This window comes from Streptomyces litmocidini (genome assembly GCF_014649755.1).
GTDB lineage: Bacteria > Actinomycetota > Actinomycetes > Streptomycetales > Streptomycetaceae > Streptomyces > Streptomyces litmocidini.
The window spans coordinates 18,246-39,175 of sequence record NZ_BMTQ01000013.1 but is presented as its reverse complement, the minus strand read 5'-3'; the positions used below and the strand labels follow the sequence as shown (position 1 = coordinate 39,175).

The following is a 20,930-nucleotide window of genomic DNA, read 5'->3' as shown; positions in this document are numbered from 1 at the left end:
CTCCTTTCCCTCAGACGAAGCTGTACGGCGGCAGCGGTCCCGTGAGGGTGAAGTCGTACGCGTTCCCGCACCGGTCGGCCTCGGCCTGCACGGCCTGGACGAACGCGTCCGTGCGCTCGGCCGGGACCAGGAAGGAGGCGTTGAGGAAGTGGTTGCCGCCGACGCCGGAGACGGTGGAGCGGGTGGCCGAGCCGTCCAGCCGGGTCACGATCTCCTCGGCCTCCCGTTCACCACGGGCCACGACCTCGCGCGAGACGAGCTCTCCCAGCGCGACCCGGTCCTCGTGGGTGCCGGAGCCGTCGCGGGTGCGCTCGTTGAGCTCCCGGGCCTGCTCGGAGTCGGCGAGGACCGCGCGGAGCATGTCCTCCTCGTCCCGGCCGGCCTTGAGGTGGTACTCGACGTGACCGTCGAGCTCGGCGAGCCGCTGCCGGTACGCCTGTTCCTCCCGGTCCAGGACGTCGGCGACGCGCTCGTCGTCGGGGCCGAGCAGGCCGAAGCGCATCGGCAGGGTCGCCCCGTCGGCCATGAGCGACTCCAGGACGTTCTGGTGGGCCATGACGTCGCGCCGCTTGGCGCGCAGGCCGGGGGGCGCGTCGCTCACGACGGCCGTCAGGGTGCCGGTGCGGACGGTGCGCAGGGGTGACGGCGGATCGCCGACCCCTCGCAGACCGTCCAGGCGCACGGGGTGCGTGGCGTCGGTGATGGCGTAGACGTACGTGGACAAGGTGTCACTCCTCTCGCTTCCGGGCCGTCTGGCGGCCGGCCGTCGACTTGCGGGCCGGGCGCTTGCCGGCTTCCTCCTCGGACTCGTCGCGCTTGCCCTGCAGCGTGTCCGTGAAGGCCTCCACGGCGCCGCTCAGCGCTCCCTTGGACTTGCCCTTGGCGCCGCTCTCGGTCATCTCGCCGACGATGTCGGTGAGCTGGGTGGGCGCCTTGCGGCCGGATTCCAGGTCGAGGCGGTTGCACGCCTCCGCGAACCGCAGGTACGTGTCGACGCTGGCGACGACCACACGGACGTCGATCTTGAGGATTTCGATTCCGACCAGGGAGACGCGGACGAACGCGTCGATCACGAGCCCTCGGTCGAGGATGAGTTCGAGAACGTCGTAGAGATTTCCCGAACCACTGCCACCGGTCGTGGCGTTGCTCTGCTGGACGAGTGTCACGATGAAGCTCCTTCCGGTGATCGCGCGGGACCGGCGAAGGCCGGGACCCGCCGGTCACCCGCTGGTTTCAGCGGCGGTCGATCTGCCCCCTCGCGTAACGGCGAACGCGTTCGTAGGCGACGAGTCGCCCTTCGGCGTCGAGTTCGACGTGGTAGGTCGCCATGACGCTCATGGTGTCGGGGACCTTTTCGAGTTCGACCACTTCCACGTCTGCGGACCAGCCCTCACCGGTGCCCTTCACCGCCGAGACGGATCCCGGCTCGCACTGGAGCAGGTCCGCGAGCTGGCCGGAGGCGCGGCGCATGACGGTGGCGATGTCGCAGCGCCCGCCGGCGGCGGCATCGGCCGTCCCGCCTTTCCTGTCGTCGGTCATGTTCCTGATCCCGCCTTCGTGCCCCTGGAAATCGGTGTGAGGAAAAGCTCCGGCCGCCGAGTGCGGCTGCCGTTCGCGTGCCCCTGCGATCCGAACGTATGCGTGATCGCGACCGGTTCGCCGAACGGGCGGTGGAATCCCACCCCTTTCGCTCCCGCGCTTTCCGTTCCCGAATGCCCCGCATGCGCGCGGGTAGGCGGGCACGGAAATCATCGGGCCCCGGCGAAAGGGAAGTTGTGACGATCTCGGGATTCCTCAGCGCCTTGGTCATCGGTGTCGCGGTCGGTCTGCTGGGCCGTCTCGTCCTGCCCGGAAGACAACACATAGGCGTCCTGTGGACGCTCGTCGTGGGAATCGCCGCGGCGCTGGTCGGGTCGTTGATCGCCGCCCTCTTCGGACTTTCGGACACCCGGGGCGTCGACTGGACGGAGTGCCTGGTCCAGATCGTGCTCTCCGCGCTCGGGGTGGCGGCCCTGGACCGCGTCCTGGGCGACGTCCGCCCTCCCGGGCGCTGAGGTCCCCGGGCCGTTCAGTCGCCCTCGGGAAAGGCGTCGGCCCGTACGTGGGGCATGGGGCGGCCGGTGACCCGGTACGGCTCGCCGGGCGGGCACGCGGACGGGACGACGCGCACGGTCAGCGGTCCCGCCCACTCGTAGCCCTTGCGCTCGCCGTACCGGAACAGATCGTCCGTCAGGGACTCGCCCACGTCGCCCCGGCCCCGGCGGACCAGCTCCTCGTGCACCCCGGCGTCGAGTTCCACCTCGTAGGCGTTCGGTACGACCACTCTGCTCTCGCTGCACACCACGGCGTGGTCGTCGCACTCGTAGTGCAACGCGTCGAGCAGCTCGGCGTGTTCGCGGTGGCGGCCCCTGGAGAACAGCCTGTCCTGCCAGCGTTCCAGGGCGCGTTCCCACCGCGAGAGCCCTCCTCCCGCCGCGTGCCCGCCGCCCTTCACCGTCGTCCTCGCAGCCGGCCGAGCAGACTGCGGGCCCGGGCGCGCGTACGGGGGTCGGCGGCGGCGCGACGGGCCGACGCGATCGTCCGCCGTCCCTGCGGACTGCGGGTGAACTGCTTGATGCGGGTGATCAGTCCGGACATCGTTCCTCCTCGGGTCGCGTGGGGTCCGCCTACCCGGGGACGCCCCGAGAATGTCGGCGGCCTTCGCCGGGGCGCGGCGCGCGGCGGGCAACCAGCGTTCCGAGGGAGGGCCTTGCCCCCGTCAGGCGGTGGATCCGCTCACCCGTGGGAGACCGCGTCAGGGGCTCGTCGTCGACACCGCGTACACCCGCGGGAAGGCCGGATCGGTGAGGTCGACGGTGATGTCGGTCCGCGGGCGCGGTTCCTCGCGGGTGACGACGGCGCCCGCCCAGGTCACGCCCGGGGTGAAGGTCCAGCCCGCGATGTCGGCGTCGCGCTCTCCGACGGTGACCCGGCCCTGGGTGAGCGCGGAGCGGGCGGTCCCGGACTCGGCGAGGAAGGCGTCGAGGCCGCCGGCGGTCGTCGTGAACTGGACGTACAGCCGGCTGGTCTTCCAGTTGCTGGTCTCGTAGTAGGCGACGCCCCAGGCCCCGGGGGGGATCGGGATCTCGAAGACCCGGCGCTTCATCAGCGAGGGCCAGTTGTCCTGGAGGCCGGCCGCCGAGGACTCGCGCTCCTTGTCGCGGCCGCTGTCGCGGCTCTGGCCCGCGGAGATGACGAGATAGCCGGCCGGGATGCCGACGAGGAGCACGATGATGACGGCCGTCAGCCAGCGGCGGCGGATCATGTGCCGGCGGTCTTCGGGCAGTCTGTCCTGCGGGAGGCGGGTCGGGGTGGACTGCTGGGGCAGGACGGTCTGCTGGGGCGGGGTCATGAAGAGGGGTCCTCGGGGATGCGTGCGGTCCGGCCCGAGGTCCCGTTGCGCAGGGCCTGGGCGTAGCGCTCGTACCGTTCGTACCGCTCGACGCGGCGCCGGTTGGCGCGGCGGAAGCGGCGGGCGACGAGCCGGGCGAGGTCGGCGGCGCCGACCATGCCGGCCTCGGGGCCGAGCTGGGCGCGGGTGATGCGGGCCTCGGGGCGGTAGCCGCGGCCGGTGAGGTGGCGGCGGAAGGCGTCCCTCGCGGGGCCGATGAGCAGGTCGTCGGCGGCGGAGACGCCTCCGCCGATGACGAAGCAGGAGGGGTCGAGGGCCGCGGCGAGGTTGGCGATGCCGACGCCGAGCCACTGGCCGATGTCCTGGAGCAGCTCGACGCACATGGCGTCGCCCTCGCGGGCGAGCTCGGTGATGAGGGGGCCGGTGATGTCGGGGACGTTCCCCTTGACCCGCTCGATGATCTCGTACGCGACCGGGGAGTCGGCGGCGGCCAGCTCGCGGGCCTCGCGGACCAGCGCGTTCCCGGAGCTGTACTGCTCCCAGCAGCCGCGGTTGCCGCAGGGGCAGCGGTGGCCGCCGGGGACGACCTGCATGTGGCCGAACTCTCCGGCGACGCCGTACTTGCCCCGCTTGACCTGGCCGTCCTCCAGGATGGCGCCGCCGATGCCGGTGCCGAGGGTGATCATGACGAGGTGGTCCTCGCCGCGTCCGGCGCCGAAGCGCCATTCGGCCCAGGCGGCGGTGTTGGCGTCGTTGTCGACCATGACGGGGACGGCGAGGCGGCCCTGGAGGGCGTCGCGGAGGGGCTCGTTGCGCCAGGCGAGGTGCGGGGCGAAGAGGACCCGGGCCCGGTCGGCGTCGACCCAGCCGGCCGCGCCGATGCCGACGGCGTGCACGTCGTGCCGGTCGGAGAGGTCCAGGACCAGCTCGACGATGGTGTCCTCGACGACCTTGGGGCTCTTGGACTTGTCCGGGGTCTCCGTGCGGAGCTTCTCCAGGATGTTGCCGTCGGCGTCGACGACGCCGGCCATCACCTTCGTACCGCCGATGTCGATGCCGACGGTCGGCACCCGGGGCGCCGTCAGGTGGGAGCGCCGCTCCCGGCTCCCGACGGTGCGCAGCACGGTCCCGCGGGCGGATCCCCGGTGGGCGAGGTCACGGTAGGTACTCATCGGCTCCGATTCTGCCAGGTGGGGTGTGAAGGGGCCGTCACCGCGCGGAACGGGCCGGTCACGTGCCGGTCGGCCGCTCCAGCTCGTGCCGCAGGTCCTCCAGCTCGCTGCCGCCCGCCATCTGCCGGGTCAACTCGTCGAGGGTGACGGAGTCCTTGGTGTGGCTCGCGGCCATGACGCCCCGCTTGAGGAGGACGAAACGGTCGCCGACGAGGTAGGCGTGGTGCGGGTTGTGGGTGATGAGAACCACTCCGAGGCCTTCGTCCCGGGCGGCCGCCACGTACTTCAGGACGACTCCGGACTGCTTGACGCCGAGCGCGGCGGTGGGCTCGTCGAGGACGAGGACCTTGGCGCCGAAGTGGACCGCGCGGGCGATGGCCACGCACTGGCGCTCGCCGCCGGAGAGGGTGCCGATGGGCTGGTCGACGTCGCGGAGGTCGATGCCCATGCGCAGCAGCGCCTCGCGGGTCGTGGTGCGCATCAGCTCGACGTCGAGCCGCTTGAGCGGGCCCTTGCCCTTCGTGGGTTCGGAGCCGAGGAAGAAGTTCCGCCAGACCGGCATGAGGGGGACGACGGCGAGGTCCTGGTAGACGGTGGCGATGCCCCGGTCGAGGGCGTCGCGCGGGTTGGCCAGGGTGACCTCCTCGCCCTCGATGCGGAAGGTTCCGGCGTCGTGCCGGTGGAGACCGGCGACGATCTTGATGAGGGTGGACTTGCCGGCGCCGTTGTCGCCGAGGACGCAGGAGATCTCGCCCGCGTTCACTTCCAGGGAGACGCCTTCGAGGGCGCGGATGTTGCCGTAGTACTTGCTGACGTCGGCCAGCTCGACGAGCGGAGTCGGCTCCGTGGTCACTTGGTCGCCTCCACGCGCTTGCGGATCCAGGCGTTCAGCAGGGTCGCCAGGAGGAGCATCGCTCCCAGGAAGAACTTGAACCAGTCGGGGTTCCACTCGGCGTACACGATGCCCTTGCTGGTCATGCCGAAGATGAGGGCGCCGACCGCCGAACCGATGGCCGAGCCGTATCCGCCGGTGATCAGGCAGCCGCCGATGACGGCCGCGATGATGTAGATGAGCTCGTTCCCGACGCCTTCGCCCGACTGGACGACGTCGAAGGAGAAGAGCAGGTGCTGGCCGGAGATCCAGGCGCAGAAGGCGACGCCCATGTAGAGGCCGATCTTCGTGCGGTGGACGGGGACGCCGACCGCGCGGGCCGCGTCGGCGCCGCCGCCGACGGCGAAGATCCAGTTGCCGAAGCGGGTGCGGAGCAGGATCCAGGTGGCGAGCGCGACGAGGCCGAGCCACCACAGGATGGTGACCTTGAACTCGACGCCGCCGATCGTCGCCTCCGAGGCGAAGAGCTTCCGCGCGGAGGGGAAGCCCTCCATGTCGGCGACGCTCTTGGTGGAGACGGTGCCGCTGATCAGCTTGGTGAGGCCCAGGTTCAGACCGGTCAGCATGAGGAAGGTGCCGAGCGTGATGATGAAGCTGGGCAGCTTGGTGCGGGTGAGCATGAAGCCGTTGAAGACGCCGATCGCCAGGGTGACGAGCAGCGAGACGCCGACGCCGACCCAGACGTTCGCCGTCATCTGGTAGCTGAACATCGAGGAGATCAGCGCGGAGCTGGTGACCAGGACGCCGGCGGAGAGGTCGAACTCGCCGCCGATCATCAGCAGGGCGACCGGGACGGCCATGATGCCGATGGTGGAGGCCGCGTAGAGGACCGTGCCGAGGCTGGAGGGCTTGAGGAAGCTGTCCGCCACCACCGCGAAGAAGGCGAAGACGGCGATGGCGCCGACGACCGAGCCGAGCTCGGGGCGGGCGAGCAGCTTCTTCAGGGGGGTGGTGCGCAGCAGCCGCTCGTCGACGTGGTCGACGCCGTTCGACGGCGGGGCGGTGGAGCTCATCGGGTGCCCCGATCCGCGTACTGCTTCAGCGCGGCGGCCTGGTCCCTGGTGATGATCTGGGGGCCGGTCAGGACCGGCTTGCCGCCGCCGAGGACGTCGGCGTTGTAGCGGTACAGCCAGAGCAGGTCGACGGCCTCGTAGCCCTGGAGGTAGGGCTGCTGGTCGACGGCGAAGCCGAGGGTGCCGGCCTCCAGGGCGGTCGCGACCTTGGCGTTGAGGTCGAAGGTGTCGACCTCGGCCTTGCTGCCGGCGCCCTTCACGGCCTGGACGGCGGTGTCGGCGAAGGGGGCGCCGAGGGTGACGACGGCGTCGACGTCCTGGTCGGACTGGAGCTTGGCCTCGATGGAGGCCTTGACGTCGGGCATGTTGGTGCCGTCGACGTACAGGTTGACCAGCTCGCCGTCGAAGGTCTTCTTCACGCCGGCGCAGCGCTGTTCGTGGCCGACGTTGCCCTGCTCGTGCAGGACGCACAGGGCCTTCTTCCTGCCGCGCTTGTCGAGTTCCTCGCCGACGGCCTCGCCGGCGACGGTCTCGTCCTGGCCGATGTGGGTGAGCGCGCCGTAGGCCTTGGACTGCTCGGCGCCCGAGTTCACGGTGATCACCGGGATGCCGGCCTTGACGGCCTTCTCGACGGCGGCCTTCATGGCGTCGGGCTTGGCGAGGGTGACGATCAGTCCGTCGACGCCCTTGGCGACGTACGAGTCGATCAGCTGCGCCTGCTGCTGCGCCTCGTCGTTGTGGGCGTAGAGGAAGTTGATGTTGTCCTTGGCGGCGGCCTGCTTGGCGCCCTTCTGGACGATGTCCCAGAAGGTGTCGCCGTCGCCCGAGTGGGTCACCATCGCGAAGGTCCACCGGGGGGTGTCGACGGCCGCCCTGCCCTGTGCCTCGGCCGCCTTGCGGGCGTCCTCCGCCCGCTTTCCGCCGGTGCTGCTGCACCCGGCGAGCGCCGCGGTGAGTGCGAGGGCGAGCACGGCGCCGACTGCGGCGCGTACCCCTCCTGTCCGAAGCCTGGTCACGAGGCCGTGCCCTCCTTTGTGTCCTTCTGCGTGCATTGCAGTATCGGTCATGCGGGTCGCGGCGTTCGTCAGGGGGTTGCCCTGGGTGACGGAGCCGGTCCGCGGGGCCGGTTCACGGGCGGACCATCAGCTGGAACTCGAAGGAGTGGCGGGTGGCACGGTACAGGTGGGAGCCGTACTCGACGGCACGTCCGGTGTCGTCGAAGGTGACGCGCTCCATGGTGAGCAGCGGCGCGCCCTCCGGTTCGTCGAGGAGCGCGGCCTCCTCGGCGGTCGCGGCGCGGGCGCCGACGACCTGGCGGGCGCTGTGCAGGGTGAGCGCGGCGGAGCGGAGCACGCGGTAGAGGCCGGTGGTCTCCAGGCCTTCGGCGTCGGGGTCGACGAGGCCCGCGGGCAGGTGGTTGCGCAGGTACGCCATCGGCTCGCCGTGCGCGGTGCGGAGCCGTTCGAGGTGGTGGACCTCGCCGCCCTCGGGCACGCCGAGGGCTGCCGCGACCGGTCCCTCGGCGGGTTCGAGACGGTTGACCAGGACCCGGGTGGCGGGGCGCTGTCCGGCGGCGGCGAGGTCGTCGTAGAGGCTGCTGAGCTCCATCGGGCGGCGGACCCTGCTGTGCAGGACCTGGGTGCCGACGCCCCGGCGGCGGACCAGGAGGCCCTTGTCGACGAGGGACTGGATGGCCTGGCGGACGGTGGGCCGGGAGAGGCCCAGGCGGGTGGCGAGGTCGATCTCGTTGCCGAGGAGGGTGCCCGGGGCGAGCGTCCCGTTCTCCACGGCGCTCTCCAGCTGCCGGGCGAGCTGGAAGTAGAGCGGGACCGGGCTGGTGCGGTCCACGGAGAGCGGGGGCAGCGGGGAGCCGGACTGCTTGGACACGGGGCGAGCGTAGCCCGGGGCCGTCGACGACCGGAAGCTGATGACGGGAAGTCGTGACGTCCGGTTGACCTGACAAATCCTTGACAGTCCGGCCACCCGCCTCCACGGTGGGGCCATGCGCATCGGACTGATCGGTACGGGACGGATCGGGAGTTTCCACGCGGGGGTGCTGGCCCGGCATCCGGAGGTCGGGGCGCTGGTCCTGGCGGACGCGGACGCCGCTCGGGCCGCGGGGGTGGCGGGGGCGCTCGGCGCGGAGGCGGCGCCGGACGTGGACGCGCTGCTCGGACACGCCCTGGACGCCGTGGTGATCGCCTCGGCGACGGCCGCGCACGCGGAACTGATCGCCCGCGCCGCCCGGGCGGGTCTGCCGGCCTTCTGCGAGAAGCCGATCGCCCTGGACGTGCCGGGGACGCTGAGGGCGCTCGACGCGGTGGCGGAGGCGGGCACGGCGCTCCAGCTGGGATTCATGCGCCGCTTCGACGCCGGGTACCGGGCGGCGCGCGAGGCCGTGCGGTCGGGGCGGCTCGGCCGGCTGCACACCGTGCGGGCGGCCACCTCCGACCCGGAGCCGCCGCCCGCCGCGTACCTGCCGCTCTCCGGCGGGCTCTTCCGCGACTGTCTCGTGCACGACTTCGACGTCGTGCGCTGGGTGACCGGGCGGGAGGTCGTCGAGGTGTACGCGACGGGCTCGGACGCCGGCCCGGGGATGTTCCGGGAGACCGGCGACGTGGACACGGCCGCGGCCGTGCTCACCCTGGACGACGGCACGCTGGTGACGGCGACCGCGACGCGGTGCAACGGCGCCGGGTACGACGTTCGCATGGAGCTGGCGGGCGAGCGGGACCAGATCGTGGTGGGCCTGGACGACCGGACCCCGCTCACCTCGGTGGAGCCGCAGGGCCCGCCCGCCCCGGGCAAGCCCTGGCCCGGCTTCCTGGAGCGGTTCGCCCCGGCGTACGAGGCGGAGCTGGACGCCTTCGTGCGGCTGGTGCGCGGCGAGGCGCCCAACCCCTGCGACGGCCGGGAGGCCCTGGCGGCGCTCCGGATCGCCGAGGCGTGCGAGCGCTCGCGACGGGAGCGGGGGCCCGTCCGGCTCGCCGGAGCGGGTGAGCCGGACGGGGGCGACGGGGCCGGTTCAGCCCGCTGACAGCACCGTGCCCTGGGCCACCGCGCACAGCGTCTCGGCCCCCTGCTCGTCGACGGTCGACAGGTCGCAGCGCACCACCGCCTGCCGCCGCCCGGCGTGGACCACCTCCGCCCGGGCGCGCAGCACGCCGCCCGACGCGGGCCGGACGTACTGGATGGAGAACCCGGCCGTCAGCACGGCCGGGCCGAGCTCGGCGCCCGCGGCGAAAGTGATCGCGTTGTCCGCCGCGTACGAGAGCACCCCGCCGTGCAGGAAGCCGTTCTGCTGTCTCAGCTCCTCGCGGTGGTCCAGCTCCAGGACCGCTCGGCCCGCGCCGAACTCGGTGAGGCGGGCCCCGACGAGCCGGCTGAACGGCTGCGCGTCGAGGACCTTCCGGGCGAGGTCGAGGTCGAGGGCGGGGGTCTGATCGCTCAAGGGTTCACCACCGGACGGGGAGACGAAGGGGCCCGCGCATGAGCATGCCGGGCAGCCACTCCAACGAGCGGGGGTCCGCGTCGGGTTCCGGCCGGGGAAGGCGCTCCAGGAGCGTCCGGAGGACGGTCCTTCCCCCGGGCGGGCGAGCGGCGCGGCCGGGTGCGGTCGGGGGCGTCCGCCGCGAGGAGGTGGACGCCGGTGGTCCCCTCCTCCGGGAGCCGGACGCCGACGACGGGCGGGGACCTGGCGAGACCGGGAGCGGCGAGCCCCGCGCGCCCTTCCTCGTGCCCGACGACCAGCCGGAACGGGAAGCCGTCGGGCATCCGCACCTCGTGGGCGGGGCCGGCTCCACGGAGCTTCGCGCGGGGGAGGTACGGATTCGCGGTGAAGTCCGCGCCGTACTCCCCCGGTTCGGTGACGGACAGCGAAGCGGACCGTCCGGCTAGCCGTTCCCGCCCTCGTCGACGAGGCCCGCGTCGTGCACCAGGAGCGCGATCTGGACGCGGTTGTTGAGGCCGAGCTTGGCGAGGATCCGGGAGACGTGGGTCTTGACCGTGGGGACGCTCATGTACAGCTCGGCGGCGATCTCGGCGTTCGACCGGCCGTGCCCGACGGAGACGGCCACCTCCCTCTCGCGGTCCCCTAGTTCGGCGAGGCGCCCGGCGGCCGCGGCGCGCCGCGGCGAGCGCTCCGGCCGCTCCACGACGTGGGCCATGAGCCGCCGGGTGACGGCCGGCGAGAGGACGGGGTCGCCCGCGGCGACCCGGCGGACGGCGGTGACGATCTCCGCGGGCGGGGTGTCCTTGAGGACGAAACCGGCGGCGCCGGCCCGCAGGGCGCGCAGCACCTGTTCGTCGGCGTGGAAGGTGGTGAGGACGACGACCTCGGGGGCGCCGGGGTGGGCCCGGAGCCGCTCGGTGGCGGTGAGGCCGTCCACGTGGGGCATGCGGATGTCCATGAGGACGACGTCCGGGGCGTGCCGGGCGACGAGTCCGGGGACGTCCCGGCCGTCGGCGCCCTCGCCGACGATCTCGAGGTCGTCCGCGCCGCCGAGCATGAGGGCGAGGCCCGCGCGGACCAGGGGGTCGTCGTCGACGACGATCAGCCGGATGGTCATGGGGGCCACGGTAGCCGCGCGCACGGCAGGACCGGCCGGAAGGTCATGCCGGCCACGGCAGCCAGGCGCGCAGGGCGAAGCCGCCGTCGGGGGTCGGGCCGTGTTCCAGCCGGCCGCCGGCGAGGGTGGCGCGTTCGGTGAGGCCGATGAGGCCCTGGCCGGAGCCGGGGACGGGGGGCACCGGGCCCGCGGGGGCCGGGTTGTGGATGTCGACGACGAGGCCTTCGCCGGGCCGGCCGCGCACGGTGACGGTGACGGTGGTGCCCGGGGCGTGCTTGCGCGCGTTGGTGAGGGCCTCCTGCGCGATGCGGTAGACGGTGCGGCCGGTGGCGGCGGGCACGGCGGCCGGGTCGCCGACGGCGCTGTCGAGGACGACCTCCGCACCGGCCTCGCGGGACTCGTCGACCAGTGCGTCGAGGGTGGCGAGGGTGGGCTGGGGCCGGTCGCCGTCGCCGTTCTCGCCGGGGGCGCGCAGGACGCCGATGATCTCGCGGAGGTCCTGGAGGGCTTCGTGGGCGCTGTCGCGGATGACTCCGGCGGCGCGGGCGATCTGCTCGGGCGGGGCGTCCGGCCGGAACTCCAGGGCTCCGGCGTGCACGCTCAGCAGGGTGAGCCGGTGGGCGAGCACGTCGTGCATCTCGCGGGCGATGGCCTCGCGGGCGAGCCGTTGGGCCTGGGCGGCGCGCAGTTCGGCCTCCGCCTCGGCGCGGCGGGCCCGTTCCCTGAGGGCTTCGACGAGCTGGCGCCGGGAGCGGACCAGCATGCCCCAGGCGGTGACGAGGAGGACGAGGACGAAACCGAGGGCGATGGAGAGACCGGCGTGGGTGGTGGGGTCGGGGCGGACGAAGACCTGGGCGACGGAGGTGGCGACGGCGAGCGCGCCGATCCAGGTGATCTCGCGGAACGGGCGGCGTACGGCGACGCTGAACAGGCTCGCGAGGAGGGCTCCGGCGGCGACCGGGGCCACGAGGTTCGCCAGGGAGAGGGCGACGGCGAGCCCGACGGGCCACCGTCGGCGCAGCCAGAGGGCGCAGCAGGCGGCGGTGCCGGCCAGTTGGTCGACGAGGGTGACGGTCTTGCTGGTGTACTGCGCGCTGGTGTCGGCGGCGATGAGGCCGACGAAGGCGGCGAGGAGGAAGAGGGTGGTGTCCACGATCCAGTCGCGGAGGGTGCGGCGGGGCCGGGCCGCTCCGGCCCCGCCCGGTTCGACCAGGTGGGAGGGGAGCAGCCAACGCTGCCGGTCCGTACGCGTCATGCCGGCAAATGTACGCAGGCCAGGCGCGGTTCGGCGGTCGTACGGGCCGTCGGGCTACCGGAGTCGCCGAGGTCGATACTTTGGTATCGACCTCGGGGGACGAACGGCGGACGCGGCCGGCCGGCCCTCCCCTCCATGATCGGATCATGAAGGGATTTCCTGGGGGTCTCGGGGCCTTGCTGCTGGTGTCCGGCGTCGCCGGACTGATCCGTGAGCTGGCCGACGGCTGGTTCGGGTTCCTGGGCCTGGCCCGGTTCCTCACGGAGAACGCGTGGTTCCTGCGGGGCCGGGAGCTGTTCGCGAACATCGTGGTCGCGGTCCTCGGGCTGGTCCTCGCGATCGCGGGGAGCCGAAGAGCAGAGGCCTGAGCCCCGGCGGGGTCAGGTGCTCGCCGCGTCGAGGCGGGTGACCTCGGCCAGGTGCTCGGCCGTGCGGTGGGAGACGGAGCCGCTGGTGCAGAGGACGCCGCCGATGACGGACACGGGCACGGACGCGCCGAGGACGGCGAGGAGTTCGGGCCGGTCGCGTTCGACGACGCAGCTGCTCTCGTCGTCGTGGAGGTTCTCGCTGGTGAACCGGGAGGTGCAGTCGTGGCCGGAATCACCGGTCTCGTAGGGCGTGAAGAGGAGCACCGCGAGCCGGATCCACAGGAGCGCGGCCACGGTGAGGAGTCCGAGTCCCCACCCCTGGGTGCGCCGGGCGCGGGCGCGGAAGTCCATGTCGTACGGCAGTGAACGCGTGGAGCGAGAACCTACCGGGCCTCGTCGTCCGCGGTGCGACGGCCCCAACTGGTCCCCGCGAGGACCAGTACGGCACCCGCGAGTCCGAGGGCGCCGGGGCGGTCGCCGGCGAGGGCGATGCCCGCGGCGGCGGCCCAGAGCGGCTCCGTGCCGAGGAGGAGGCTGACCCGGGAGGGCGAGGTGCGGCGGACGGCCCACATCTGCACGAAGAAGGCGAAGAGCGTGCAGAAGAAGGAGAGGAAGAGGAGTCCGGCCCACTCGCGCGGGCCGAAGCCGAGGGCGACGGTCCAGGGCGGGGCGCCCGTGCCGGGGAGGGCGGCGATGACGGCGAACACGGCGACGGCGGAGCCGAGCTGGACGGTGGTGAGGGAGAGCGAGTCGGCCGACCGGACCGCCTTGATCCGGGACATGGCCAGGACGTGGACGGTGCGGGCGAGGGCGGCGAGCAGCATGAGCAGATCGCCGGAGGAGGGCGCGGTGAACCCTCCGCCCTGGGTCAGCAGGAGGACACCGGCGACGGAGAGCGCGGCGGCGGCGAGGAAGGCGCGGGGAGGGAGGGCGCGGGTGACGGCGGCCTCGGCGAACGGGGTGAAGATCATGGTGAGGCTGATGATCAGGCCCGCGTTGGTGGCGGAGGTGTGGACGACGCCGTACGTCTCCAGGAGGAAGATCCCGCTGAGGATCAGTCCGAGGGTCGCGGCGCCGCGCCACTGGGCCGCGCTCAGGGTCCGGAGCCTGCTCCACCCGGCGGCGACGAGGACGGGCAGCACCACGGCGAACCGCAGCACGAGGACCGCGAGGACGGTGTGGCCGGTGGTGATGCCCTTGGCCGCGAGGTAGCTGGAGCCCCAGACGAGGGCGACGAGCAGGACGGGCAGGTCGGTGAGCCAGGCGCGGCGGGGGGCGCCGAGGGTCACGGGTGCGGCGATCGAGGACATCGCGAGCCGGGTCTCCCACTCTTCTGACGGGGTGGAGACGTCGACGGCTCGCACTCGGGGCGATCACCGTAACCGGGGCGGGCCCGTGGTGGCCACACCGTTCTCCCGGTCCGGATCGGTGGCTGCCGTACGGGGGGCGGTCGGCCGGTTCGTGCGTGTGGAGGGCGTTGAGCCTGGAGGCGACGGGGTCGGCGTGGTCGGCGTGGTCGGCGTGGTCGGCATGGTCGGCGTGGTCGGCGTCCGATTCTCGCCAGCGTTCGGGCACCCTGCCGACTTTCATTGAGCCCGCAACCAGTTAGTACTTCTCACGGAGGTTTCGGGATGTCCACGATGAACGGCACGGCGGTCCTGGTGACGGGCGGCAGCCGGGGGATCGGCGCGGCGACGGCGGTGCGGCTGGCCCAGGAGGGCGCCGACGTGGCCTTCACCTACGTCCAGGACGAGGCGCGGGCCAAGGAGGTCGCCGGTCGGATCGAGGCGGCCGGCCGCAAGGCGTTGCCCCTGCGGGCCGACGCGGCCGACGCCGGGGACGCGGCGGGCGCGGTGGAGTGGGCGGCGGACGCCCTCGGCCGCCTCGACGTCCTGGTGAACAACGTCGGCGCCGGCGTCCTCGGCCCGCTGGAGTCGCTCTCCCTCGCGGACGTGGACCGGGTCCTGGCGGTGAACGTCCGGGCGGCCTTCCTCGCCTCGCAGGCGGCGGCCGCGCGGCTGCCCGAGGGCGGCCGGATCGTCACGATCGGCACCTGCATGACCCAGCGGGTGCCGGGGCCCGGCGGAAGCCTCTACACGATGAGCAAGGCCGCGCTGATCGGCCTGACGAAGGCGCTCGCCCGGGAGTTGGGCGGGCGCGGCATCACGGCGAACATCGTCCACCCCGGTCCCGTCGACACCGACATGAACCCGGCGGACGGGCCGTACGCGGAGGGGCAGGCGGCCATGACGGCGCTCGGCCGCTTCGGCACCCCGGACGAGGTGGCGGCGATGGTCGCCTTCCTGGCGGGGCCCGGCGGACGGTACGTGACGGGCGCCGAGTTCTCCGTGGACGGCGGGCACGCCGCGTGACGCACACGCGCGGGACCCGGCGAGCGAGCCGAAGGCCGCCGTCGGGGGACGGCCCCGCGCGCGGAGCCTCCCGGGGAACGAGGGAGGCGAGCACGGTCGGGGCCGTGAGTCCTGCTCCGAACGCCCGGAGGTGAGCCGGGCCCCGGGAAGAAGGGGTGGCGCGAGGGCGCACCGGTGCTGTCGGGTCGGTGCACCCTCGCGGGCCGGGCGGGGTGTCGTACCCGCCCAGTCGGTGGAGGAGCCGGTCAGCCGCCGAGCTCCTGGTGGCGGGCGGTCAGCCGCGCCGTGCCGGCCTCCGTGAGGGAGCCGAAGAGACGGAGGCGGGAGATGCCGCCGTCCGGGTAGATGTCGATCCGGACGCGGGAGCCGACGGCCGGGGCGTCGAGCACGAACCGGTGGTTGGTGTCGGGCTGGAGGCGGGTCCGGGGCAGGATCTCGGTCCACTCCTCCGAGCCCTCGGCCGCGACGGAGAGGGCGGCCCAGCCCGCGCTGTTGCCCTTGAGGTAGGCGGTGTCGATCTCGACGGCGCGGATCTCGGACTCGGCGACCAGGCCGTAGCGAATCCAGTCGTTGCCCTTGTCGCGGCGGCGGCGGGTCTCCCAGCCGTCGTCCATCTTGCGGGAGCGGCCCGGCTGGATGGTGTTGGTGGCCGGGGAGTAGAAGCGGTCCGAGGCGTCCTCGACCCGGCCGCCGTTCTCCAGGGCCGCGAGGTCGAAGGTGCCGAGGACGCCGAGCCACGCCGGGTCCGGGGCGACCTCGCCGTGGACGCGGAGGCGGGCGATGCCGCCGTCGGGGTGCTGGTTGACGCGCAGGTGCGTGAAGCGCTGCTCGACGTCGACGGCGAAGCCGTTGGCGGCGTGGCCGCCGACGGCGGTGCGCGGGACCAGCGTCGTCCACTTCACGTCGTCGGCGAGGAGTTCCTCGGGCGAGGGCGAGCCGGCCACGGAGGTGGCCTCGACGGAGACGGCCTGCGGGTAGTTGCCGCGGAAGTGGGCGGTGTCGACGACGATGCCGCGGACGACGCCGGGCGCGCCGAGGCGTACGAGGGCCCAGTCGTGGTCGTCCTCGGTGGGGTGCGGCTGCTGGGCCGAGACGCCGCGGCGGCGGCGGGTCTCCCAGCCGTCCATGATCTTGCCCTTGTGCCCGAAGTGCTCGGGGTCGAACTCGGCGGCCTCGGGCTTGAGCAGGTTCTCGCGCTCGGCGAAGAACTCGTCGTTGGCCGCGATGATGCCCGCGCCCAGGCGCCGGTCCGCGAGGTCCGCGTACTGGGTGAAGGGGAAGTCGGCCGTCCGGTAGTCGGCGTACGGGTCGCCGCCGCCGTAGGGGCTCGCGTCACCAGTGAAGCTGGGTATGGACGACACGTCAGTTGTTCCTTTCGAGGAGGCGGCCGGAGGGCTCGGCGAGGGTGCCGCGGTCGGCGATCCGCTCTCCGCGCAGCCAGGTGGAGGTGACGACGCCGCTGAGGGTCCGGCCCGCGTAGGCGGTGATCCGGTTGCGGTGCTGGAGCTCGGCCGGGTCGACGGTGAAGGTGGCGTCGGGCGCGAGGACGGCGAAGTCGGCGTCGCGGCCGGCCTCGATGGCGCCCTTGCGGGTGAGTCCGGCGAGCCGGGCCGGGCCCTCGGACATCCAGCGGACCACGTCCTCCAGGGTGTGGCCGCGGCGGCGGGCCTCGGTCCAGATGGCCGGCAGACCGAGCTGGAGGGAGGAGATGCCGCCCCAGGCGGAGGCGAAGTCCGGGGTCTTCAGGTCGGCGGTGGACGGGGAGTGGTCGGAGACGATGCAGTCGATCGTGCCGTCCGCGAGCCCCTGCCACAGGGCGTCCTGGTTCGAGGCCTCGCGGATGGGCGGGCAGCACTTGAACTCGGTGGCGCCGTCCGGGATCTCCTCGGCGGTGAGCGTGAGGAAGTGCGGGCAGGACTCGACGGTGATCTTCACGCCCTCGGCCTTGGCGGCGGCGAGGGCCGGCAGCGCGTCCGAGGAGGAGAGGTGCAGGACGTGGACGCGGGCGTCGAGCCGGCGGGCCTGGTTGATCAGGTTCTCGATGGCCGTGTTCTCGGCGTCCCGGGGGCGGGAGGCGAGGAAGTCGGCGTAGGCGCCGCCCGATCGCTGGGGCGCGGCGGCGAGGTGGTGCGGGTCCTCGGCGTGCACGATCATCAGGCCGTCGAAGCCGGAGATCTCGGCGAGCGAGGTGGCCAGCTGCTCCTGGTCGAGCTCCGGGAACTCCTCGACGCCGGAGGGCGAGAGGAAGCACTTGAAGCCGAAGACGCCGGCGTCGTGGAGGGGGCGCAGGTCCTTGACGTTGTCGGGCAGGGCGCCGCCCCAGAAGCCGACGTCGATGTGGGCCTTGCTGCGGGCGACCTCCTGCTTGACGCGCAGGTTCTCCACGGTGGTGGTCGGGGGCAGCGAGTTGAGCGGCATGTCGAGCAGGGTGGTGATGCCGCCGGCGGCGGCCGCGCGGGTGGCGGTCCAGAAGCCCTCCCACTCGGTGCGGCCCGGGTCGTTCACGTGGACGTGGGTGTCGACGAGTCCGGGGAGGACGGCGTCGTCGCCGACGTCCTCGAGCCGGGCGCCGGCGGGCACCTCGGCGTCGTACGGCAGCACGGCCGCGATCGTCCCTCCGGAGACGGCGATCGACGCCGGGCGCGTCCCCTCGGGGGTGATGACGCGTGTCGAGCGCAGGACCAGGTTGACGTCCACCCGTACCCCTTCTTCACTTCAACGAGAATTTCAACGAACTGTTGAAAAGGAGTCTTCACTTCCGAGCGAGGGGTCGTCAAGGGCACACTTCCAGCATCGGCCGCCGGAGGGGCCGCCTTAGAGGTTTCCACAAAGTGGAATGGAAATTTCGTACAGTAGAAGGTAGCTCTCCACATGCGAGCCGGGCCCGGACCGCTCCGGGCCGCCACCGACACCGGACAAACACCCCCTGACCGGCGCTGACGCCGACACCGGGACCGTGTGTCCCGATCGGCGGCCCGGTAGGCTGCTGCCTTGCCCGCCTGCCCCGAAAGGACCGTTGACGTGCCGACGTCCAGCGCCAGCACCACCGACGCCGCCAAGCCCGCCGCGAGCGGGGGCGTCCAGTCCCTTGAGCGCGCCTTCGACCTCCTGGAGCGGATGGCCGACGCCGGGGGCGAGGTAGGGCTGAGCGAGCTCTCCGCCAGCAGCGGACTCCCGCTCCCCACCATCCACCGTCTGATGCGCACCCTCGTCGCCTGCGGCTACGTGCGCCAGCAGCCCAACCGTCGCTACGCCCTCGGCCCCCGGCTCATCCGGCTCGGCGAGTCCGCCTCCCGCCTCCTCGGCACCTGGGCCCGCCCCTATCTGGCGCGGCTCGTCGAGGAGACCGGCGAGACCGCGAACATGGCGCTGCTCGACGGCGACGAGATCGTGTACGTCGCGCAGGTGCCGTCCAAGCACTCCATGCGCATGTTCACCGAGGTCGGCCGCCGGGTCCTGCCGCACTCGACCGGCGTCGGCAAGGCGCTCCTGGCGCACACGCCGGCGGAGGAGGTGCGGGCGCTGCTCGCCCGCACCGGCATGCCGGCCGCGACCGAGAAGACCATCACCACCCCGGACGGCTTCCTCGACGCGCTCGTGGCGGTCCGCGAGACGGGCTACGCGGTCGACGACAACGAGCAGGAGATAGGAGTCCGCTGCCTGGCGGTCTCCGTCCCCGACTCCCCCACCGCGGCGGCCATCTCCATCTCGGGCCCGGCGGGCCGGGTCACCGAGGCGGCCACCGAGAAGATCGTCCCGATCCTCCAGGAAGTCGCCCGCGAACTGTCGGCGGCCCTGGCGAACACCTCGGGCAACGGCCAGGGCTGAGCCCGGACGCCCCGGGCTCGCCAGTCCCCGGGCCGCCACCTGGGCCCGGGACGCCTCCCGGGCCAGTCGCCGCGGAACGGACCCCGGGCATGAGACGTACACGGGACGTGAGGACGTGCGCGGGACGTGAGGACGTGCGCGGGACGTGAGGACGTGCGCGGGCGCGACGTCCACCGGGCCGTCGCGCCCGGTCCGCCGGCCCCGGCGTCGTGCGTCAGCGCCCGGGAGCGCGCGGTGCCACCAGGCCCGACTCGTAGGCGAGGACGACCAGTTGGGCCCGGTCACGGGCCCCGGTCTTCCCCATGGCCCGGTTGACGTGGGTCTTCGCGGTCATCGGCGTGATCACCATGCGGTCCGCGATCTCGTCGTTGGACAGGCCCCGCGCGACCAGGGCGACGGCCTCGCGCTCACGGTTGGTCAGCTCCTCCAGACCGGCGCCGGGGCCCGCCCCGAACGGCTCGGAGACGTACCGGTCGATGAGCCTGCGCGTGATCGACGGCGCGAGCAGCGCGTCGCCGCGCGCCGCGACCCGTACCGCGTGCAGGAAGTCCTCCGGCAGGACGTCCTTGACCAGGAACCCGGCGGCGCCCGCGCGCAGCGCCTCGAAGACGTACTCGTCCAGGCCGTAGTTGGTCAGGATGACCACGTGCACCCCGGCCAGAGCCGGATCGGCGGCGATGCGCCGGGTCACCTCCACGCCGTCCATGACGGGCATCCGGACGTCCACGAGCGCGATGTCCGGCAGGTGCCGCCCGGCCAGGGCCAGACCCTCCCGGCCGTCGCCGGCCTCGCCCACCACCCGGATGTCCTCCTCCAGGTCGAGGAGCGCGCGGAATCCGCTGCGGATGAGCGGCTGGTCGTCGACCAGCAGGACGCGGATCACGAGGTCCGCTCCAGGGGGAGCCGGGCCCGGACGGTGAAGCCGCCCTCCGTGCGCGGTCGCGCGCTCAGGCCTCCGCCGAGCGCGGTGACCCGTTCGCGCATCCCGAGCAGCCCCGTGCCGGGCTCCGGCACGGAGTCCGGCACCGCCCTCCCGTCGTCGTCGACCCGTACGGTCAGGGCGTCGGGGCGGCAGTCGATCCGTACCGAGGCCGTGGCCGCGTCCGCGTGCCGGGCGATGTTGGTGAGCGACTCCTGGACGATCCGGTAGACGGTCCTGTCCACCGCGACCGGCACCTCGTGCCGCTCGCCCTCGATCGTCAACGTCGCGTCCAGACCGGTCAGCCGGGCCCGCGCCACCAGGCCCGGGACGTCGTCGAGGCCGCGCGGCGGGGCCGTGTCGTCGTCGCGCAGCGCCTCCAGGGTGGCCCGCAGTTCCCTGGTCGCCTCCCGCCCGGCCTCCTGGATCGCGAGCAGCGCCTCGGGCACCCGCTCGCCGCGCCGACGGGCCACGTGCACCGCGGCCTCGGACTGCACCTTGATGATCGAGATCTGATGGGTGAGGGAGTCGTGCAGCTCGCGCGCGATGCGCAGCCGCTCCTCGTCGGCGCGGCGGCGCGCGGTCTCCTCCCGGGTGCGCTCGGCCTCGTCCGCCCGCCGCTCGGCCTGCCGCAGCGCCTCCCCCGCGGCGCCGGCGGCGACCAGCCAGGCCAGCTCCAGGGCGCCGCGGGCCCGCGCGAACGCCTCGCCCGTGTCGTGCAGACCGGAGGCCAGCGCCGCCACCGGCAGGGCGGCGAGCACCAGCACGCTCACCGCGAGCGTCACGGCGCGGTGCCCCGCCCGTACGGCCGCGTACACCGCGAACAGGTACGCGACCGCGGGCACGTCGAAACCGGCCGCCTGAGGGCCGACCGCGCACAGCCCGGTCACGACCAGGACGGCGACCGGAGCGCGGCGGCGCGCGGCGAGGGCCAGCCCGCCGGCGGCGAGGAGCGCCCGGCCCAGGAGGTCGAGGCCGCCGGCCGGATGCTCCCCGGAAGCCCCGGTGAGCAGCAGCGCCGCCGTCACGCCGACGGCGATCGCCCCGTCGACGACACCGCCCGGGACCTCGAACCGTCCTCTGATCATGCGCGCACCCTAACCGCGCGGGGGGCGCGGGCGGATCCCGCTCGCGGAGGAGCCGCGACTACCG

At 73.3% G+C, this 20,930-nt stretch carries 25 protein-coding genes; 5 read left to right on the top strand and 20 right to left on the bottom strand.

Annotated elements, in window-relative coordinates:
* Positions 1 to 10 precede the first annotated feature (10 nt).
* From IE180_RS25210 to IE180_RS25200, 3 genes are all read right to left on the bottom strand, one after another.
* On the bottom strand, positions 11 to 724 hold the full coding sequence (locus IE180_RS25210; protein ID WP_190159242.1) for a GvpL/GvpF family gas vesicle protein: 714 nt from the start codon (positions 722 to 724) through the stop codon (positions 11 to 13).
* 4 nt (positions 725 to 728) lie between these two features.
* On the bottom strand, positions 729 to 1,166 hold the full coding sequence (locus tag IE180_RS25205) for a gas vesicle structural protein GvpA (protein ID WP_190159241.1): 438 nt from the start codon (positions 1,164 to 1,166) through the stop codon (positions 729 to 731).
* Between the two features lie 67 nt (positions 1,167 to 1,233).
* Positions 1,234 to 1,539, bottom strand: coding sequence for a gas vesicle protein GvpO (locus tag IE180_RS25200; RefSeq protein WP_190159240.1), 306 nt, complete (start codon positions 1,537 to 1,539; stop codon positions 1,234 to 1,236).
* A gap of 236 nt (positions 1,540 to 1,775) precedes the next feature.
* Here IE180_RS25200 and IE180_RS25195 point away from each other — a divergent pair, with 236 nt between their 5' ends.
* Positions 1,776 to 2,054, top strand: coding sequence for a GlsB/YeaQ/YmgE family stress response membrane protein (locus IE180_RS25195; RefSeq protein WP_190159239.1), 279 nt, complete (start codon positions 1,776 to 1,778; stop codon positions 2,052 to 2,054).
* Positions 2,055 to 2,068: 14 nt separating this feature from the next.
* Here IE180_RS25195 and IE180_RS25190 read toward each other — a convergent pair whose 3' ends face one another.
* The 8 genes from IE180_RS25190 to IE180_RS25155 form a co-directional block, all read right to left on the bottom strand.
* The gene (locus IE180_RS25190; RefSeq protein WP_190159238.1) at positions 2,069 to 2,494 is read right to left on the bottom strand and encodes an FhaA domain-containing protein; all 426 of its coding nucleotides are present in this window, start codon (positions 2,492 to 2,494) and stop codon (positions 2,069 to 2,071) included.
* The gene (locus tag IE180_RS25185) at positions 2,491 to 2,637 is read right to left on the bottom strand and encodes a hypothetical protein (RefSeq protein ID WP_190159237.1); all 147 of its coding nucleotides are present in this window, start codon (positions 2,635 to 2,637) and stop codon (positions 2,491 to 2,493) included. The genes IE180_RS25190 and IE180_RS25185 overlap by 4 nt, the downstream gene beginning before the upstream one ends.
* 157 nt (positions 2,638 to 2,794) lie before the next feature.
* Positions 2,795 to 3,391, bottom strand: coding sequence for a hypothetical protein (locus tag IE180_RS25180; RefSeq protein ID WP_190159236.1), 597 nt, complete (start codon positions 3,389 to 3,391; stop codon positions 2,795 to 2,797).
* Positions 3,388 to 4,563, bottom strand: a complete 1,176-nt coding sequence (locus IE180_RS25175) for an ROK family glucokinase (protein WP_190159235.1) — start codon at positions 4,561 to 4,563, stop codon at positions 3,388 to 3,390. Before IE180_RS25175 ends, IE180_RS25180 begins: the two co-directional genes overlap by 4 nt.
* A gap of 58 nt (positions 4,564 to 4,621) precedes the next feature.
* Complete coding sequence (locus IE180_RS25170) at positions 4,622 to 5,416, bottom strand: ATP-binding cassette domain-containing protein (RefSeq protein ID WP_190159234.1); 795 nt, start codon at positions 5,414 to 5,416, stop codon at positions 4,622 to 4,624.
* On the bottom strand, positions 5,413 to 6,468 hold the full coding sequence (locus IE180_RS25165; RefSeq protein ID WP_190159233.1) for an ABC transporter permease: 1,056 nt from the start codon (positions 6,466 to 6,468) through the stop codon (positions 5,413 to 5,415). The genes IE180_RS25170 and IE180_RS25165 overlap by 4 nt, the downstream gene beginning before the upstream one ends.
* On the bottom strand, positions 6,465 to 7,484 hold the full coding sequence (locus IE180_RS25160) for a sugar ABC transporter substrate-binding protein (RefSeq protein WP_190159232.1): 1,020 nt from the start codon (positions 7,482 to 7,484) through the stop codon (positions 6,465 to 6,467). Before IE180_RS25160 ends, IE180_RS25165 begins: the two co-directional genes overlap by 4 nt.
* Positions 7,485 to 7,596: 112 nt before the next feature.
* The gene (locus tag IE180_RS25155; RefSeq protein WP_229860850.1) at positions 7,597 to 8,355 is read right to left on the bottom strand and encodes a GntR family transcriptional regulator; all 759 of its coding nucleotides are present in this window, start codon (positions 8,353 to 8,355) and stop codon (positions 7,597 to 7,599) included.
* A gap of 115 nt (positions 8,356 to 8,470) precedes the next feature.
* Here IE180_RS25155 and IE180_RS25150 point away from each other — a divergent pair, with 115 nt between their 5' ends.
* Positions 8,471 to 9,505 carry a Gfo/Idh/MocA family protein gene (locus IE180_RS25150; RefSeq protein WP_190159231.1) on the top strand — a complete coding sequence of 345 codons (1,035 nt, stop codon included), beginning with the start codon at positions 8,471 to 8,473 and terminating at the stop codon, positions 9,503 to 9,505.
* Here IE180_RS25150 and IE180_RS25145 read toward each other — a convergent pair.
* From IE180_RS25145 to IE180_RS25135, 3 genes are all read right to left on the bottom strand, one after another.
* Positions 9,494 to 9,919, bottom strand: coding sequence for a PaaI family thioesterase (locus IE180_RS25145; protein ID WP_190159230.1), 426 nt, complete (start codon positions 9,917 to 9,919; stop codon positions 9,494 to 9,496). The two genes, IE180_RS25150 and IE180_RS25145, sit on opposite strands and share 12 nt — an antisense overlap.
* 442 nt (positions 9,920 to 10,361) lie before the next feature.
* Positions 10,362 to 11,036 carry a response regulator transcription factor gene (locus IE180_RS25140; protein ID WP_190159229.1) on the bottom strand — a complete coding sequence of 225 codons (675 nt, stop codon included), beginning with the start codon at positions 11,034 to 11,036 and terminating at the stop codon, positions 10,362 to 10,364.
* Positions 11,037 to 11,079: 43 nt separating this feature from the next.
* Positions 11,080 to 12,291, bottom strand: coding sequence for a sensor histidine kinase (locus tag IE180_RS25135; RefSeq protein ID WP_190159228.1), 1,212 nt, complete (start codon positions 12,289 to 12,291; stop codon positions 11,080 to 11,082).
* 146 nt (positions 12,292 to 12,437) lie between these two features.
* Between IE180_RS25135 and IE180_RS25130 the strand changes: the two genes are divergently transcribed.
* A complete protein-coding gene (locus IE180_RS25130; protein WP_190159227.1) occupies positions 12,438 to 12,659 on the top strand; it encodes a hypothetical protein in 222 nt (73 codons plus the stop codon).
* Positions 12,660 to 12,671: 12 nt separating this feature from the next.
* On the opposite strand, the gene IE180_RS25125 is transcribed toward IE180_RS25130, so the two are convergent.
* On the bottom strand, positions 12,672 to 13,010 hold the full coding sequence (locus IE180_RS25125; protein ID WP_190159226.1) for a hypothetical protein: 339 nt from the start codon (positions 13,008 to 13,010) through the stop codon (positions 12,672 to 12,674).
* A gap of 32 nt (positions 13,011 to 13,042) precedes the next feature.
* Positions 13,043 to 13,969, bottom strand: a complete 927-nt coding sequence (locus IE180_RS25120; protein WP_190159430.1) for a DMT family transporter — start codon at positions 13,967 to 13,969, stop codon at positions 13,043 to 13,045.
* Positions 13,970 to 14,290: 321 nt separating this feature from the next.
* Here IE180_RS25120 and IE180_RS25115 point away from each other — a divergent pair, with 321 nt between their 5' ends.
* Positions 14,291 to 15,031 (top strand): SDR family NAD(P)-dependent oxidoreductase, encoded by a 741-nt coding sequence (locus IE180_RS25115; protein WP_030692990.1) that lies wholly within the window; start codon positions 14,291 to 14,293, stop codon positions 15,029 to 15,031.
* Between the two features lie 245 nt (positions 15,032 to 15,276).
* Here IE180_RS25115 and alc read toward each other — a convergent pair whose 3' ends face one another.
* Together alc and allB are read right to left on the bottom strand one after the other, a co-directional pair.
* Entirely contained in the window at positions 15,277 to 16,392 is a 1,116-nt protein-coding gene (gene alc / locus IE180_RS25110) for an allantoicase (RefSeq protein WP_190159225.1), read from the bottom strand.
* A gap of 1 nt (position 16,393) precedes the next feature.
* Positions 16,394 to 17,728, bottom strand: a complete 1,335-nt coding sequence (gene allB, locus IE180_RS25105) for an allantoinase AllB (RefSeq protein ID WP_190159224.1) — start codon at positions 17,726 to 17,728, stop codon at positions 16,394 to 16,396.
* Between the two features lie 324 nt (positions 17,729 to 18,052).
* Here allB and IE180_RS25100 point away from each other — a divergent pair, with 324 nt between their 5' ends.
* A complete protein-coding gene (locus tag IE180_RS25100) occupies positions 18,053 to 18,859 on the top strand; it encodes an IclR family transcriptional regulator (protein WP_093873352.1) in 807 nt (268 codons plus the stop codon).
* Between the two features lie 214 nt (positions 18,860 to 19,073).
* Here IE180_RS25100 and IE180_RS25095 read toward each other — a convergent pair whose 3' ends face one another.
* Both IE180_RS25095 and IE180_RS25090 read right to left on the bottom strand, forming a co-directional pair.
* Positions 19,074 to 19,742 carry a response regulator gene (locus IE180_RS25095; protein ID WP_190159223.1) on the bottom strand — a complete coding sequence of 223 codons (669 nt, stop codon included), beginning with the start codon at positions 19,740 to 19,742 and terminating at the stop codon, positions 19,074 to 19,076.
* Positions 19,739 to 20,866, bottom strand: coding sequence for a sensor histidine kinase (locus IE180_RS25090; protein WP_190159222.1), 1,128 nt, complete (start codon positions 20,864 to 20,866; stop codon positions 19,739 to 19,741). Before IE180_RS25090 ends, IE180_RS25095 begins: the two co-directional genes overlap by 4 nt.
* Positions 20,867 to 20,930: the final 64 nt, after the last annotated feature.